General features: G+C 29.1%; 15 protein-coding genes, 1 riboswitch and 1 other annotated feature. Of the genes, 13 read left to right on the forward strand and 2 right to left on the reverse strand.

Features of this window, described 5'->3' with window-relative positions; genetic code table 11:
• The first annotated feature begins 48 nt into the window (after window positions 1–48).
• From ACFYH6_RS00635 to ACFYH6_RS00655, 5 genes are all read left to right on the forward strand, one after another.
• Complete coding sequence (locus tag ACFYH6_RS00635; protein ID WP_416179780.1) at window positions 49–258, forward strand: hypothetical protein; 210 nt, start codon at window positions 49–51, stop codon at window positions 256–258.
• Between the two features lie 90 nt (window positions 259–348).
• Window positions 349–789 (forward strand): ACT domain-containing protein, encoded by a 441-nt coding sequence (locus ACFYH6_RS00640; RefSeq protein WP_316344889.1) that lies wholly within the window; start codon window positions 349–351, stop codon window positions 787–789.
• A gap of 16 nt (window positions 790–805) precedes the next feature.
• Window positions 806–2044, forward strand: a complete 1239-nt coding sequence (locus ACFYH6_RS00645) for an aminopeptidase P family protein (protein ID WP_416179781.1) — start codon at window positions 806–808, stop codon at window positions 2042–2044.
• A gap of 71 nt (window positions 2045–2115) precedes the next feature.
• A riboswitch (Lysine riboswitch) is annotated at window positions 2116–2291 on the forward strand.
• A gap of 196 nt (window positions 2292–2487) precedes the next feature.
• Window positions 2488–4203 carry a Na+/H+ antiporter NhaC family protein gene (locus ACFYH6_RS00650; RefSeq protein WP_416179782.1) on the forward strand — a complete coding sequence of 572 codons (1716 nt, stop codon included), beginning with the start codon at window positions 2488–2490 and terminating at the stop codon, window positions 4201–4203.
• Window positions 4204–4353: 150 nt separating this feature from the next.
• The gene (locus ACFYH6_RS00655; RefSeq protein ID WP_416179783.1) at window positions 4354–6120 is read left to right on the forward strand and encodes an aminopeptidase P family protein; all 1767 of its coding nucleotides are present in this window, start codon (window positions 4354–4356) and stop codon (window positions 6118–6120) included.
• A 138-nt stretch (window positions 6121–6258) separates the two neighbouring features.
• On the opposite strand, the gene ACFYH6_RS00660 is transcribed toward ACFYH6_RS00655, so the two are convergent.
• Together ACFYH6_RS00660 and ACFYH6_RS00665 are read right to left on the reverse strand one after the other, a co-directional pair.
• Window positions 6259–6747 carry an FUSC family protein gene (locus ACFYH6_RS00660; protein WP_416179784.1) on the reverse strand — a complete coding sequence of 163 codons (489 nt, stop codon included), beginning with the start codon at window positions 6745–6747 and terminating at the stop codon, window positions 6259–6261.
• A 46-nt stretch (window positions 6748–6793) separates the two neighbouring features.
• Window positions 6794–7285: an FUSC family protein gene (locus ACFYH6_RS00665; protein ID WP_416179785.1), complete on the reverse strand. Its 492-nt coding sequence runs from the start codon at window positions 7283–7285 to the stop codon at window positions 6794–6796.
• A 181-nt stretch (window positions 7286–7466) separates the two neighbouring features.
• On the opposite strand from ACFYH6_RS00665, the gene ACFYH6_RS00670 reads away from it, so the two are divergent.
• The 8 genes from ACFYH6_RS00670 to rsmA all read left to right on the forward strand — a co-directional run bounded on the left by ACFYH6_RS00670 (window position 7467) and on the right by rsmA (window position 17574).
• Complete coding sequence (locus ACFYH6_RS00670; protein ID WP_316341847.1) at window positions 7467–7808, forward strand: SdpI family protein; 342 nt, start codon at window positions 7467–7469, stop codon at window positions 7806–7808.
• 58 nt (window positions 7809–7866) lie between these two features.
• Window positions 7867–8105, forward strand: a binding site (T-box leader).
• A 68-nt stretch (window positions 8106–8173) separates the two neighbouring features.
• Window positions 8174–10117: a methionine--tRNA ligase gene (gene metG / locus ACFYH6_RS00675; protein ID WP_416179786.1), complete on the forward strand. Its 1944-nt coding sequence runs from the start codon at window positions 8174–8176 to the stop codon at window positions 10115–10117.
• Between the two features lie 175 nt (window positions 10118–10292).
• A complete protein-coding gene (gene metG / locus ACFYH6_RS00680) occupies window positions 10293–11882 on the forward strand; it encodes a methionine--tRNA ligase (RefSeq protein ID WP_416179787.1) in 1590 nt (529 codons plus the stop codon).
• A gap of 291 nt (window positions 11883–12173) precedes the next feature.
• Complete coding sequence (locus tag ACFYH6_RS00685) at window positions 12174–13775, forward strand: Na/Pi cotransporter family protein (protein ID WP_416179788.1); 1602 nt, start codon at window positions 12174–12176, stop codon at window positions 13773–13775.
• A 199-nt stretch (window positions 13776–13974) separates the two neighbouring features.
• The gene (locus ACFYH6_RS00690) at window positions 13975–14760 is read left to right on the forward strand and encodes a TatD family hydrolase (protein WP_416179789.1); all 786 of its coding nucleotides are present in this window, start codon (window positions 13975–13977) and stop codon (window positions 14758–14760) included.
• 241 nt (window positions 14761–15001) lie between these two features.
• The gene (locus ACFYH6_RS00695) at window positions 15002–16054 is read left to right on the forward strand and encodes a 3D domain-containing protein (protein ID WP_416179790.1); all 1053 of its coding nucleotides are present in this window, start codon (window positions 15002–15004) and stop codon (window positions 16052–16054) included.
• Window positions 16055–16168: 114 nt separating this feature from the next.
• Window positions 16169–16723, forward strand: coding sequence for a ribonuclease M5 (rnmV, locus tag ACFYH6_RS00700; RefSeq protein ID WP_316341853.1), 555 nt, complete (start codon window positions 16169–16171; stop codon window positions 16721–16723).
• Window positions 16723–17574 carry a 16S rRNA (adenine(1518)-N(6)/adenine(1519)-N(6))-dimethyltransferase RsmA gene (gene rsmA, locus ACFYH6_RS00705; protein ID WP_316341854.1) on the forward strand — a complete coding sequence of 284 codons (852 nt, stop codon included), beginning with the start codon at window positions 16723–16725 and terminating at the stop codon, window positions 17572–17574. Before rnmV ends, rsmA begins: the two co-directional genes overlap by 1 nt.
• Window positions 17575–17615: the final 41 nt, after the last annotated feature.

Genomic DNA, 17615 nt, shown 5'->3' on the forward strand with positions numbered 1-17615 from the left:
AGTGAATTATAATATATTTATAAGAATAAGGAGGGAAGTGGGAAATAGATGAAATGGATTGAAAATTTATTTTTAACAGATGATGAGATAAAGGTTTTATCAATTTATTTAGTCTATGGTGTAGGGGTAGGAGTAGTATTAGGACTATTTTTTAATAATATAGAATTATTTTTTGCTTTAGGTGGAGTGACTTCTATTATAGTATCAGTTTTAAAGGTATATATAAATAGAAGTAAAAAATCTAAAAAATTGATATAAATAACTTTAGGAATAATATGTATTTTAGTTTAGATAAGCTATATAATAAAATTTATATAGCTTTTTTATTTTACTAAGGGTGGTGAGGGAATGGCTTCAGAAAAATTTTATATTGTAAGCAATAAAATTATGCCAGAAATTTTCATAAAGGTACTAGAAGTTAAAGAGAATCTTTTGACGGGAAAAGCAAAAGATATAAGTGAGGCTGTAAAGAAAACAGGAATAAGTAGAAGTACCTACTATAAGTATAAAGATCATATATTTCCAATGACAGAGGGGTTAAATAGTAAGAAGATAACCTTAGTTGTTTTACTATCACATGAGGCTGGAACCTTATCTAAGGTTTTAGATTGCATTGCATTTAACAAAGGAAATATATTAACTATTAATCAGGATATACCAATAAATATGGCAGCTAATGTAACAATAACATTAGATATATCAAATATGAAAAAAGATTTAAAGCATTTAGTAAATACGTTAAGGGGATTAAAAAATGTAGTAAGTGTTAAAGTATTAGCTATGGAATAATAAAGGAAGTGTTAAAGTGAAAAAAGATTTTTTTAAAGATAATAGACATAAGGTATTAAATAAAATTAAAGATAATTCTTTACTTATACTGTTTGCAGGTAAAGCACCTAAAAAAACAGCTGATGAGAATTATCAATTTACACCAAATAGAAATTTTTATTATCTAACAGGCATTGAAGAAGAAGAACATATTTTAGTTTTATCTAAAATAAATGGAGAAATTAAAGAATATTTATTTATAAAAGAAGTTGATGCTATTAGAGAAAAGTGGGAAGGTAAAACTATAAGAAAAGAAGAGGTATTCAATATTTGTGGAATTGAAGAGGTTAATTACTTAGGTGATTTTAATAGTTTTATAGAAAGAACTATTCTTAATAAAGAAGAGGTTAATATATATTTAGATTTAGAGAAGGAAAATAAGTCATATAATTTTATAAAGGAAATTAAAGAAAAGTATTTTAATATAAATATATTAAATGCTTATAGATTAATAGGAGAATTAAGACTTATAAAAACTGAAGAAGAAGTTAATAGAATAAGAAAAGCTATAGCTATAACTATAGAAGGTGTAAAAGAGCTTATGAAAAATTCTAAAGATGGAATTAAGGAATATGAGCTAGAAGCCTATTTTGACTTTGTATGTAAGAAGAATGGAGTTAAAGATTTAGCATTTAAAACTATTGCTGCAGCAGGGAAAAATGCTACAGTTTTACATTATGTAACTAATGATTCTGAAATAAAAGATGGAGATTTAATTTTATTTGATTTAGGAGCTCAATATAAGTATTACAATGGAGATATTTCAAGGACATTCCCTGTAAGTGGTAAGTTTACAGAAAGACAAAAGGAAGTTTATAACGCAGTTCTTAAAGTAAATGAAAGAGTAATATCAGAAATGAAACCAGGAGCAAGCTTTTTAGAATTAAACAAAAAAGCTAAGGAATGGATTGCTGAAGAATGTGTTTCATTAGGCCTTATTACAAATAAAGAAGAGGTATCAAAATACTATTACCATAGTATTGGACATAGTTTAGGTATGGATACTCATGATATAGAACTTGAAAATAGAAATGTAATATTTAAGCCAGGTATGGTTTATACTGTAGAGCCAGGTATCTATATTGAAGAAGAAGGAATAGGCATAAGAATAGAAGATGATGTTTTAATTACAGAAGAAGGACATGAAGTATTAACTAAAGAAATGATTAAAACTATAGATGAAATTGAAGAATTTATGGCTAAAAATAATTTATAGACAATTATAGATATAGGTTGCAAAATTCAAGTAATAATTGTACAATATTTATGTAAATTAAATGTAAATAAAGACGGGGTAGAGGCGCGATACTTAAAAGTACTATTAATGAGATAAGCACTATGATTTAATAGGAAAGGAATTATCGCCGAAGCGTATGATTAATGCTTTAATATCATATGGCTGGGGTTACATAGAATATATGTATCACTGTCACAAAGTAAATTTGTGGGGAGCTATCACTTAGGGAATTTAATCTTATTTTTAGTAAGCATATTCTAGCCTTGAGTTGATACTCAAGGCTTTTTTAATTATTTATAATATTATATTTTCTTTAAATGTGTGGAAAACTATTTTTATATTTATATATTTTAAGATTATAAAAATAATAAATAAAAAATTCTGCCCTTTAATTATTTACAAGACTTTAAGGGGGACTTAGTATGAAAAACAAAAGACAAATCAAAGTTTTAATAATGACTTTGTTGATGGTTTTGCTATCCACTTCAGTGGTTTTTGCAGCAGAAGTTGACACTGCTACAGCTAATGCTAATCATTATGGATTCTTAACATTAATACCACCAATAGTTGCAATAGCTTTAGCTTTTTTAACTAAGAATGTAATAATATCATTATTTATAGGAACAATTGTAGGAGCTTTTTTAGTTAACTTAGTAGATAATTCCTTTATAATGGCTTTAATTAATTCTTTCTTAGATTTTGTATCAAGAGTTTTAAATTCATTAGCTGATCCATGGAATGCAGGTATAATACTTCAGGTATTAGTAATAGGTGGGGTTATACATTTAGTGGCTAAAATGGGTGGAGCTAAGGCTATAGCAGAAGCTCTAGCAAGAAAAGCAAAAACAGCTAAGAGTGCGCAATTAGTTACACTTTTATTAGGATTAACAGTTTTCTTTGATGACTATGCAAACTCATTAATAGTTGGACCTATTATGAAACCAGTGGCAGATAAGATGAAAATATCTAGAGAAAGACTTGCTTTTATTATAGATGCAACAGCAGCACCTATAGCAGGCCTTGCAATTGTATCAACTTGGATAGGCTTAGAAGTAGGATTAATTAATGATGCTTTTATAAATGGTGTAGGACAACAAGTAGATGCTTTTGGAGTTTTCCTACAAACTATTCCATATAGATTTTATAATATATTAATTTTATTTTTCGTATTTATTACATCTTTCTTATTAAAGGATTTTGGACCTATGTATAAGGCTGAAATAGAAGCCAGAAGAAAAGAAATAAAAGAATGTAAAAATAATATATTAAATTCAAGTATAGAACATTCAGAGCTTGAGCCTAAGGAAGGAATTAAATTAAGTGTGTGGAATGCTATTATACCAATAGGAACATTAGTAGCTACTGCATTAATTTGCTTCTATTATAGTGGATATTCTTCTATAATGACTGGAGAAAATATAGCATTACAAGAAATAATGACAAACTCTCCACTATCCTTTAGGGCAATACAAGAAGCTTTTAGTGCATCAGATGCATCAGTAGCATTATTTCAATCTGCTATAGTAGCAAGTATAGTTGCTATAGCTATGGGAGTAGGTAAGAAGATATTTACTATTGAAGAAGCAATAGAAACATGGATAGATGGAATGAAACCATTACTAATAACAGGAGTAATATTATTATTAGCTTGGTCATTGAGTTCAGTAATTAAAGATTTAGGAACTGCTAAGTATTTAGTTACATTACTTTCAGGTTCATTACCAAACTTTTTACTTCCAAGTTTAATATTTATATTATCTGCAATAATATCCTTTGCTACAGGTACAGCCTATGGAACTATGGGAATATTAATGCCTTTAGCAATTCCATTAGCTTATTCAATGAATCCAGAAATGAGTTATGTTATAGTTAGTACAAGTGCAGTATTAACTGGAGCAATTTTTGGAGATCATTGTTCACCTATATCAGATACTACAATTCTTTCATCCATGGGAGCTGGATGTAATCATATAGCTCACGTTAATACACAAATGTGGTATGCATTATTTGTATCTGGCATTACTATAGTCTTTGGTTATATACCAGCAGGATTTGGAGTACAATGGTATATAGTACTTCCAATAGCACTTATAGCAGTTTACTTAGGAGTACAAATCCTTGGGAAAAAAGTAGAATAATAAATTGGAGTTGCTAAGGCAGCTCCTTTTTTTAGATTAAATTTCATTTAAAAAGATGGGTATGTATAATAAATTGAAAAGTTATATATTATAGACTATAGTAAATTATATAGTAAAAATATTTTGAAAATAGAATTAGGGGGCAAAAGCATGAATAACTTAGAACAGCTTAGAGAAGTTATGAAAGGAGAAAATATAGATTATTATATTATTCCAAGTAGTGACGCACATCAAAGTGAATATGTTGCTGAATATTTTAAAGGTAGAGAATTTATTTCTGGTTTTACTGGTTCAGCAGGTACTCTTTTAGTTGGAAGGAAGGAAGCATATCTTTGGACTGATGGTAGATATTTTATCCAAGCTGATAAGGAGCTTAATGGTAGTGGAATTTCTCTTATGAAAATAAGAACTCCAGGTTATCCAACTATTGAAGAGTGGATAAGAAGTAACATAAAGGCTAATGAAACTTTGGGCTTTGATGGGAAGGTATTTTCAGTTAAAGAATATGAAGGATACTTAAATATTGCCAAGGAAATTGGCTTTAATATCAATATGGGTAATGATTTATTAGATAATATATGGACTGATAGACCAGAGCTACCTCAAGATAAAATATTTATTCATGATGAAAAATATGCAGGGAAATCTTCTAGTGAAAAGCTAAAGGAAGTTAGAAAAAATATGGAAAGTAAAAAGGGAGATTTTTATATATTATCTTCTTTAGATGATATAGCATGGCTATGTAATATAAGAGGTAATGATATTAAGTTTAATCCTGTAGCATTAGCTTATGTAGTAGTTGGAAAAGATTACGCTAAACTTTATATTAATAATAATAAATTAGATGATATAACTAAGAATAAGCTTTATAATGAAGGTTTTATAATTAAAGAATATGATGAAATTGAAGAGGATGTAAAACTTTTAAATGGAGCGGTTATTTTCGATGAAGTGAGATTAAATGCTAAAATATTTACAGCTTTGAATGATAAAGTAAAGTTAATAAGAGAAACTAATATAACTACTAATTTAAAGGCTATAAAAAATGAAGTAGAAATAGCTAATTGGGAAATCTCTCAAGTAAGAGATGGAGTAGCTATGGTTAAATTCATAAAATGGCTAAAGGAAAATATAGGAAAAGAAAAGATTACCGAAATATCAGCAAGTAATAAATTAAGAGACTTTAGAGCAGAAGGAGAAAATTATAAAGGAGATAGCTTTGGAACTATAGCAGGTTATAAAGAACATGCAGCTATGATGCACTATTCAGCAACAGAAGCTAGTGATTATGAACTAAAGCCAGAAGGTATGTTTCTTTTAGATTCAGGTGCTCAATATTTAGATGGAACTACTGATATTACAAGAACATTCATATTAGGTCCAATTACAGAAGAAGAAAAAAGAGACTATACATTAGTATTACAAGGACACATAGCATTATCAACAGCTAGATTTTTAAGAGGATCTACAGGTCTTAATTTAGATGTATTAGCAAGAAAGCCCCTTTGGGATTATGGAATAGATTATAAATGTGGGACTGGTCATGGTTTAGGATTCTTCTTAAATGTTCATGAAGGGCCTCAAGCTATAAGACCTATGGGAAATTCAACAGAATTAGAACCAGGAATGGTCATAACAAATGAACCAGGTGTATATAAAGAAGGAAAGTACGGTATAAGAACTGAAAATACTATTATAGTAGAAAAAGATTTAGTATCAGAAGAATTTGGGGAATTCTATAAATTTAGAACTATATCCTACTGCCCAATAGATTTAGAAGGGGTTAATGTAGAAATGCTATCATTACAAGAAAAAACTTGGCTAAATGATTATCACAAGATGGTATTTGAAAAACTAAGCCCGTATTTAAATGAAGAAGAAAAAGAATTCTTAAAGCACGAAACAAGAGAAGTTTAAATAGGTAAGAGTTAATATAGAAGAAGTAAGAGATAGGGAGAAAAATTAGATAAAGGGAATTCTTCTCCTTATTTTCATGTTTTACACTTTAAAGAATGCATTGTGCATTACCCATTATCAATTATAAAAGCTCTGCTTTTATTTAGGTGGTAATATAAATTTATTAACTATCAAAGCTATAAATATACCAAATAAGGTTTCTATAATTCTATTAAGAGTATAATAAATTGGATTACCAAATGCATGAACTGTAGTAACTGCTAGAAAAACTATACATGCTATGTTTATAGCACCATTTTTCTTAATTACATTACATAAGTAAATTACTATAATAATCCCTACTGCAATTGTAAAATAAACTAGGAATTTTCTAAAAAAATATGTAGATATATTGTAAATAAAGAATCTACATATTAGTAGAAATATGAGTCCAACCACAGCTCCTAAAACTGTTCCCAAGGCTCTATTTATAGCCATGTTAATAGAATTAGAAACTGTATCTTGAACACAAAAAACAGCTGTTAAACAAGCGAAAAATGGTTCGCTTGGGAAAAATAATAAGCATAGAAACACTGCAATAGCAGTTTTGATTGTTCTAAGTCCAATGCTTGGGAAATTGAAATTCATATTATATCTCCTTATCTTTAGTTATTCTATTTTAATTATTATATCTTTAGTCATTCTCATTAACATTATTCTTCTCTTTTGGAGGATGAATATACTTATTAATTAAAATTGCAACTATTACTCCAAAGGCAGTTTCAACAGTTCTATGAACAGCATACATTAAAGGATCATTAGAACTCTGGATAATTAATATTGCCATTAATGTAATTGATGAAATAGAACTTGCTGAAGGTTTTCTTATTAAATTGCAAATATAAATATCTAATGAAACTCCTGCAGCAACTATTATAGGTAAGAACCTCTGAAGGTGATTTCCATTAATAATATATAAAAGTATCAGTGATAAGGAACCACCAATTAAAGTTCCTATAAGTCTATTAAAACCTATTTTTAGTGAGTTTTCCACTGTACTTTGAACACAGATTACAGCTGCGATTGCTGCAAAAAGAGAATTTGGCCAGAATATAAGGCATATTAAAACAGATAGAGCAGTTTTAATATTTCTAGAACCTATATGAGGCAAGTCCAACCTTTCCACATTATCAACTCCAATCTTTTTTTTATTAATTATACCATATAAAATATAGAGTGCTATTTTATAGTATTTTATTAATAATATGAAAACTAGCTTGAATTATATTGCCATAATAAAAATAATTAGGATAATATTATAATAATATGATAAATTATGTATAATTACTAATAGAGAGAGGTGTATTATGGAACTTTGGATTTACTTATTAATAGGAGAATTGATACCATTGGGTTTATTTATTATAGGGGGATTATATGAATCAAATTCAACAAAGTACCAGGAAATGAAATTTGGATATAAAAATCAATATACGATAAAGGACAAGATTTCATGGGAGTATTCTAATAAGCTGGCAGCAAAAATCTTTGGCTCAATAGGAACATTATTATTTATAGTTAATGCTATATTATTATTTATATTTGGAGAAAATGCTTTTACATTTATATTATTATTTAGTTTGTTTATGGTTATATTATCTAGAATGATGTTAGATAGGCTTATAAAAAAGAAATTTAGTGATAAATGATACTTTAAAAGTAATTGACACTGAAATTAATATAGAATATCATAGTAATAGCAATAACTGAAATGCTATGAAAAGAAGAGTAGTAAAGAAGGAGTGTCTAAAGAGAGCTAGGATAGGTGAAAGCTAGCGACATAAAGCTTTATGAAGATGGTCTTGGAGCATATTCTCTGAACTAATTAGCTAGGGGAATACGGTGGCAACCGTTATATTGCAAGGTGATACTAAGATCACCTGTTGAGATATTTATTGTAAAATAAATATGAATTAGAGTGGTAACACGTATAATACGTCTCTATATAGGTTTTAATATACCTATATAGGGGCTTTTTTATTAAAGAAAAGAACGATTATAGGGAGGAAATAGTATGTGTAAGAAAACATATTATATTACAACACCAATTTATTATCCATCAACTAAACTTCATATTGGTAATACTTATACAACTGTAGCTGCTGATGCTTTAGCTAGATATAAGAGATTAACAGGATATGATGTAATGTTTTTAACAGGAACAGACGAGCATGGGCAAAAGATACAAAGAATTGCTGAAGAAAAGGGAATAACACCTAAAGAGCATGTGGATGAAATAGTAGCAGGAATTAAAGATTTATGGAAGATGATGAATATTAGCTATGATAAATTTATAAGAACTACTGATGATTATCATATTAAAGCTGTTCAAGATATATTCAAAAAACTTTATGATAAGGGTGATATATATAAATCTTCTTATGAAGGATTATATTGTACTCCATGTGAATCTTTCTGGACAGAAACTCAATTAGTTAATGGAAATTGTCCAGACTGTGGAAGACCAGTAGAGAAATCAAAGGAAGAAGCTTATTTCTTTAAGATGAGTAATTATGCTGATAGATTAATGGAGTATATTGAGGCTCATCCAGATTTTATTCAACCAGAATCAAGAAAAAATGAAATGGTTAATAACTTCTTAAAACCAGGTTTACAAGACCTTTGTGTTTCAAGAACAAGCTTTAACTGGGGAGTTCCAGTTACCTTTGATGAAGGTCATGTTGTTTATGTTTGGATAGATGCCCTTTCAAACTATATAACAGCTTTAGGATATGGTAGTGATAATAAGGAACTTTATGAAAAATACTGGCCAGCAGATGTTCACTTAATTGGTAAGGACATATTAAGATTCCATACTATTTATTGGCCAATTATGTTAATGGCTTTAGATTTACCGCTTCCAAAGCAAGTATTCGGACATGGATGGTTACTTGTTGATGGTGGCAAGATGTCTAAATCTAAAGGAAATGTAGTTGATCCAGTAACTTTAGTTGAAAACTTTGGCGTAGACGCAGTTAGATACTATCTATTAAGAGAAATCCCATTTGGAGCAGATGGATTATTCAACAATGAAATATTTATAAAGAAGATAAATTCTGATCTTTGTAATGACTTAGGAAACTTATTATCTAGAACTGTAGCTATGATAGAAAAGTACTTTAATGGAGTGATTCCAAACAATAATGTTAAAGAATCTATTGATGATGAATTAATTAACTTAGCTTTAGAAACTCCTAAGAAAGTAAATAATGCAATAGATCATTTAAGAATACCAGAAGCTTTAGAATATATATTTGATTTAATAGGAAGAGCTAATAAATATATAGATGAAACTACACCATGGATATTAGCAAAAGACGAAGAAAAGAAAGAAAGACTTGGAACAGTTTTATATAACTTAGTTGAAAGTTTAAGATTTGCTTCAGTATTATTATCTGCCTTCTTACCAGAAACAAGTAAGAAGATAAATGAGCAAATAAATGCAAGCAATATCACTTTTGAATCATTAAGTAGCTTTGATGGAACAGTAGTTGGAACTAAGGTTCAAAAAGGAGAATCACTATTCCCAAGAATAGATGTAGATAAAAAGTTAGCAGAATTAGAAGCCTTAAGAGAAGCACAATTAGCTGCTAATAAAAAAGAAGAAAAGAGAGAGATAACTCCAATTAAAGAAGAAATAACAATAGAAGACTTTGAAAAAATAGATTTAAGAGTAGTAAAAGTATTAGCTTGCGAACCAATAAAGAAAGCTAAGAAATTACTAAAATTAACTGTAGATTTAAATGGAGAGCAAAGACAAGTGGTGTCAGGAATAGCACAATACTACAAACCAGAAGAACTAGTTGGTAAATACGTAGTATTAGTAGCAAACCTAAAACCAGTGACACTAAGAGGCGAGTTATCACAAGGTATGATACTAGCAGCATCAACAGATGATGATAGCTTACTAAAAGTAGTGAATCCAGGAGAATTACCTACAGGAAGCACAGTTAGATAATTAAAAAATGAAAAAATTAAGAAATGAAATAATGAAAAAATTAAAGAATTAAAAATTTAAATATATTTAAATTTTTAAAGTGTTATATAAGAAACTCAGCGTAAAGCTGAGTTTCTTACTAATCTTTCATTTTTTCACTCTTTCATTTTTCCAGTTATAGAAAAGGGGGTTTTTTATGAATATAATAGTTGGAAATGCATGGCCTTATGCTAATGGACCTTTGCATCTAGGAAGAATAGCGGTATTACTGCCTGGGGATATTATTGCAAGATACCATAGGCTTATGGGAGATGAAGTAATATTCATATCTGGGACAGACTGTCATGGTACTCCTGTAACTATGAAGGCTAAGGAGGAAGGAATTACTCCTTTAGAGGCAACTGTTAAATATCATGATGAATTTATAAGATGTTTTAAAAGTCTTGGATTTTCTTTTGATGTATTTGAAAAAACACATTCAGAATATCATCAGGAAAAGGTTAAAGAATTTATTCTTGATTTATATAATAAGGGTTATATATATGAAAAGAAAATTGAGCAAACTTATTGTGAAAATTGCAATGAGTTTTTATCTGACAGATATGTAGAGGGAAAATGTCCTTATTGTGGGGAGATAGTATCTGAAGATCAATGTGAAAATTGTTATGAAATAATAGACAGTGAAGATTTATTAGATAAAAGGTGTAAGCTTTGTGGTAGTGAAACTATTGAAAAGAGAACAAAGCATTTATTTTTCTCTTTATCAAGCTTTGAAAATGATGTTAGAAGGCTTTTGATTAGGCAAAAGGGATGGAGAGAAAATGCACAAAAAATAGTAAATAGATATTTGGATGAAGGTTTAAGAGATAAGGCTGTAACAAGAGATTTTAACTGGGGAGTAGATGTTCCAATATCAGGATATGAAGATAAAAAGATATTCGTGTGGATAGAAGCGGTTATGGGATATTTGACAGCTAGTATGAAGGCACTAGAAGGTAGAGATGAAGAGTGGAGAGAATACTGGGAAGGTGAAGATTCTAGAGTTTACTTTATTCATGGAAAAGATAACATTCCCTTCCACACAGTAATATTTCCAGCTATTTTAGCTGGTCTTGGTGTAAAAAATCCTAATTTACGAGTTATATCTAGTGAGTATTTGAAATTAGAAGGAAAGAATTTTTCATCAGTTAAGAATTGGGCAATATGGGTAGATTATATTGTGGAAAATTATGATGCAGATGAATTTAGATATTATTTAGCTCTTAATTCTCCAGAAACAAAGGATACTGATTTTACTTGGAGAGATTTTATAAATGTTGTAAATAGAGATTTAGTAAATAATCTTGGAGGATTTATTAATAAGGTTCTAAATGATATTGAAAATAAGCATAAATCTACTATTCCAAAGGGGGTTATATCTAAAAAATTTAAAGATGAAATTCTAAATTTATATTTTGACATAGGTGATTATATTGAAGAAGGTAAGTTTAAAGCTTCTCTTTTAGAAATTATATCAATGGTTAAGAAAGTCAGTAAGGCATACGAAGCTGGAGAGATAAAAATTTATGAAGCATTACAATTTATAATAAATTTATCAAATTTATTAGATCCATTTATGCCTAGGACCTGTGAAAAGGTTAGAACTGCTTTAAGTTTAGATGCACCTATATGGAGTTATATAGAGAAAAAAGAAGGAAAAGTTAGAAATATAGAGAATTTATTTAGTAAGATAGATAAAAAGAAAGCTACGGAAGAACTAAATAGATTAAAAGAAAAAAGATATTAAAAAAATGAAACCCTAGATTAAATAATTTTGGGGAATAATTTAATCTAGGGACCATTAGATGGTTTTAGGGGTAAATAATAATGCTTTAACTACTTTACAAGTACTATGATATATCATTATTATGACAGTATTGTGACAAAAAAATAAATAAAATATGAATAAGATTTATGTTAAGAAAATTTAACATAGAATTAATATTTACATTTTAAAGTAATCGTTGTATATTAAGTTTGTTAACAAAATGTTAATTTTAAATTAACAGAAAGTATTAATTTAGCAAGGAGAATATTAATGAATAGTTTTTCTATTTTTACAGGTCTTATTGGTGGATTAGGTATGTTCCTATATGGAATGAAGCTAATGGGAGATGGATTAGAAAATTCAGCAGGGGAAAGACTAAAATCTATACTAGAAAGATTAACAAGCAATAAATACATAGGAGTTTTAGTTGGTGCAGCAGTTACAGCAATAATTCAAAGCTCAAGTGCAACTACAGTTATGGTAGTTAGTTTTGTAAGCGCTGGATTAATGACATTAGCCCAAGCAGTTGGGGTAATAATGGGAGCAAATATAGGAACTACAATAACAGCTCAAATGGTATCCTTTGATTTAGATGCAATCGCCCCAATATTTGTTGGTGTAGGTGCCATAATATTACTTGTGGCAAAAAAGAAAAGAGTTAGAGATTTAGCAGGTATAGCCTTAGGATTTGGTATACTTTTCTTAGGCATGGGAGCTATGTCTACTGCAATGCAACCTATTTCTGAAGCAAGTTGGTTTAGAGAATTCGTAATTGTAGTTGCAGATAATAAAATATTAGGACTACTTGCAGGGCTTGGAATGACAGCCGTTGTTCAAAGTTCATCAGCTACTACAGGCATATTGGTAGCTTTAGCCACTACAGGTTCTATAGATATGAATCTAGCATTTCCAGTAATATTAGGATGTAATATTGGAACATGCGTTACTGCAATACTGGCTTCTTTAGGAGCAAATAGAACTGCAAAGAAAACAGCACTAGTTCACTTATTTTTTAATACACTAGGAGCTATAATTTTCTTACCATTTATAGACCCATTTATAAATTTTATACAAGGAACAGATACAAGTGTAGCAAGACAAGTAGCTAATGCTCATACAATATTTAATTTAACAGTAACGGTTATTTTACTACCTCTTTCTGGATATTTAGTTAAGTTAGTAAATTTAATACTTCCTGGTGATGGAGAAATAGAAAAAGAAGGGGCTATATATTTAGATAAAAAGCTTTTAGATACTCCAGTTGTAGCAAATGGACAAGTGTTCAAGGAAACATTAAGAATGGCTGAAAAGGCTAAGAAGAATGTAATTTTATCAATGAAAGCATTTACTGAAAATAGTGAAGAAGCTGCCGAAAAGGTATATAAAAATGAAAAGATTATAAATGCTTTAGAGAAAGATATAACAGATTACTTAGTGGAATTATCTCAATTAGATTTACCAGAAGAAGATATTAAGATGTTTAGTTCAACATACCATGTTATAAATGATATTGAAAGAATAGGTGATCATGCAGAAAACATTGCAGATTTAGCTATTGAGAAAATGAGTAAGGGTATTCATCTTGGAGAACTAGCAAAAGAGGAACTCAAGTTAATATTTGATAAGACTATTGAAGCTATAGATATTTCAATAAAGAGTTATAATAATAGAAATATGAGTGCACCAAAAGAACTGGAAATGGTAGAAGAAGAAATAGATAGATTAGAAAAGACACTTAGAGAAAATAATATAAAAAGATTGCATGATAGGAGCTGTTCAGCAGCCTCTAGTGTTGCCTTCTTAGATTTAATAAGTAATTTAGAAAGAATAGGTGACCATGCCAATAATATTGGACATGCTGGAAGAAAGTAATAAATAGTATTAAAATACCTATGATAATTATAAATTTAAGATTAAAAACTCCGTAAGGAGTTTTTTCTTTAGTGTAAAAACATATATTATATTAGTAATATGAATTTAAGTTTATATAGTGTTTTAAAGGATTTATGTTTATTATTTTTAATTTTGTACTATAATGATAAATATAATAAAAAAATTGGAGGTATAAAAAATGGAAAATAAGTATATAATATATGATACACATGCCCATTATGACGATAACTCCTTTGATGAAGATAGAGAAGATATTTTAAGAGAAATTAAATCAAATGGAGTTGCACTAATATTAAATTGTGCATCAAGTTATGAAAGCATAGATAAAACATATAAGTTAACTATAGATAATGATTTTATTTATGGAGCATTAGGAATTCATCCAGAAAATGCTGATGAATTTAATGATGATGTAGAAAATGAAATAATAAGCTTAATAAATAAAAATGAAAAGATACTTGCTATAGGAGAAATTGGCTTAGACTACTATTGGGAAGAAAACCCTTCTAGGGAAGTCCAAAAGGAAGTCTTTAGAAGACAAATGAAATTGGCAGAGAAGTTAAACTTACCAGTTGTAATTCATGATAGAGATGCCCATGGAGATACACTAGACATACTTAAAGAATTCCCAAATGTAAAGGGAATACTTCATTGCTTTTCAGGGAGTGTTGAATTTGCAATGGAATGTATAAAACTTGGTTATTACATAGGAATTGGTGGAGTTGTTACTTTCAAAAATGCTAAGAAGGTTGTTGATGTAGTAAGTAAAATTCCTATGGAAAAGATACTAGTAGAAACAGATGCACCATATATGGCACCTGTGCCAAATAGAGGAAAAAGGAACAAATCAGATTATATAGCTTATATAATAGAACAAATTGCTCAAATTAGGGGATTAGACCCTAAAGAGGTTAATTTAACTGTAAATGAGAATTTTAAGAGGTTGATAGGAAAAGATTTATAAAGTAAAATTAAAAGATGTTACTATATTTTTACAACGCAACCTTTAACTAAAGAAGAACTATTACTAAAATCTACTTTTGATAAACAACTGTAAAATTGCTATTATTTTATAATTTATATTTAAGTATGCACAGTGTTGCATTTTTTAAGTACAGTTTTGTTATGCAGGAGGTCAAGTTTGACAAAAGCGCTGGATTCAATTATAATTCAAAAGACGCTCTTGCCAAAGGGAGGAAGTAGAGATGGTAGAAAATATTAAGAAATACCTGAAAAATAACTTTTCTAACGGTCCAAAGGCAAAAATACTGATAGGGTTTTTACTTACATTAGTAATTATATCAGTGACGTTCGTAAATATGAGAAAGACTATAACGATGAAGATAGACGGCAAAGAAGAAACATTTGTCACATATAAAGGGACTGTTAAAGATGTGTTGGATTCACAAGGGGTTATAATTAATCCTAAGGACAAAGTTCAACCAGCTTTAAATGGTAATGTATCTGAAGGAGATACAATATCTATTAAAAGAGCTGTTTCAGTAGAATTAACTGTTGGTGATAAAAAAACTAAAATAGATACAGCAGAAGATACTATTGAAGATATGCTAGAGGTAGAAAAAGAAGAACTTAAAGAACAAGGCATTGAATTTAATCAGGGAGTAGATGAAATCAGCCCTGCATTAGATACTGAGATTACGTCTGATTTACAAATCAATTTAGTTAAAATTGAAATTAAAAAACATCTAGCTTCAGAAGCTATTAATTTTGATGTTGTTGTAGAAGAGGATTCGAATCTAGATACTGGCCTTGAACAAGTTAAGCAAGAAGGAGCGGCAGGAGAAAAGGAAGTTCTTTATGAAGTTATATATAAAAACGGAAAAGAATTTTCAAAAACTGTTAAAAGCTCAAAAGTAGTAGCAGAACCAGTGAATAAGATTGTTGCTCAAGGAACAAGAAGAACATTCGCAAGTAGAGATGGGCAACTATTAGATTATAAGAGCGTTTTATATGTAGAATCTACAGCTTATAGTGGTGGCGGGGTTACAGCAACAGGAACTGTACCTGTAAGAGATCCAAATGGAATTAGTACTATAGCAGTAGATCCAAGAGTTATCCCATTAGGATCATTAGTATATGTAGAGGGATATGGTAAAGCAATAGCGGCAGACACTGGCGGAGCTATAAAAGGTAATATTATTGATGTATATGTTAATTCTAATGAAGAAGCAATTAACAGCTGGGGAAGAAAATATAATGTTCCTGTTTATATTTTAGCTTATCCAGGAGAATGGTAGAATAAATGGATGCTCTTAAAGGGCATCTTTTTATTTTTTTTAATATAGTTTGACATAATAGATATATAAGGATAAATTATTAGGTAGGTATATTGGAGAAAGGAAGTTAATATTTTGATAAAGGAAGTTATTGTAGTTGAGGGCAGAGATGATATTACAGCAGTTAAACAAGCTGTAGATGCAGAAGTTATTGCTGTAGGAGGCTTTGGAATTAATGCTAAAGTTATAGATAGAATAAGGGAAGCTCAAAAAAGAAAAGGTGTAATAGTATTAACTGATCCAGATTTTGCAGGAGAAAAAATAAGAAACATAATATCAAAAAGAGTTAAGGGAATAAAACATGCCTATATTGCTCAAGAGGACGGAATTAAAGGGGATGATATTGGAGTTGAAAATGCATCCCCAGAAGTAATAATTGAAGCATTAAATAGGGCAAAGGCATCAGAAGAGATAATTGAAGAAATATTTACTTCAGAGGATATGTTTTATTTTAAATTAACAGGAGATATTAATTCTAAAAAGAGAAGACTAATGCTAGGAAAAGAACTTGGAATTGGATATGGAAATGCTAATCAAATGTTAATTAGATTAAACAAGTATGCTATAAGCAAAGAAGAATTTATTACGGCTATAGAAAAAATAGAAAAAAGTCTAGGAGTGGTTAAGTAGTGGATATTAAAGATGTAAAAACTGCTGAATTAGTGAAGAAGTATAACTTTAAATTTTCAAAGAGTCTAGGTCAGAATTTCTTAGTAGATGATTCAGTACCAAGAGATATAGTTTCAGGTGCAGAAGTAGATGAAAATGACTTAGTTATAGAAATAGGACCTGGTGTTGGTACTTTAACAGCTCAATTATTAAATAAAGCAAAAAAAGTTGTTGCTATAGAATTAGATAATGATTTAATTCCTATATTAACTCAAGAAATAGGAGATAATCCTAAATTCACATTAATACATAAAGATGCTTTAAAGGTTGACTTTAATGAAATTATTGGAGAAGAAAAAAGCGTAAAGTTAGTGGCTAATTTACCTTACTACGTAACAACTCCAATTATAGTTAAGTTATTAAAAGAAAATTATAATTTCAAATCATTAACTATAATGATTCAAAAGGAAGTTGCTGAAAGAATGAATGCAGAACCAGGAAATAAAGATTATGGTTCATTATCTTTATTGGTTCAGTATTATTGTAATACTAGAATAGTAAGAAAAGTACCTCCACAATGCTTTATGCCTAGACCTAAGGTTGATTCTATTGTAATTAGATTAGATAGATTAGAAGAACCTAAGGTAAAAGTGGAAAATGAAAAGTTATTTTTTGAGATAATAAGAAGTTCATTTAATATGAGAAGAAAAACTCTATGGAATGGGGTTAAAAATGTTGGTTTATCTAAAGAAAATTTAGAAGTAGCCTTTAAAGAAGCTGATATTGATCCAAAGAGAAGGGGAGAAACCCTAACTATAGATGAATTTGCTATATTATCTGATAAAATTAATAAATACCTTAAATTAAAATAATTAATCAACTCGTGAGAAATTTGGAGTAAAATACAAAAATC

The organism is Clostridium sp. HCS.1 (genome assembly GCF_047900555.1).
Lineage (GTDB): Bacteria > Bacillota > Clostridia > Clostridiales > Clostridiaceae > Clostridium.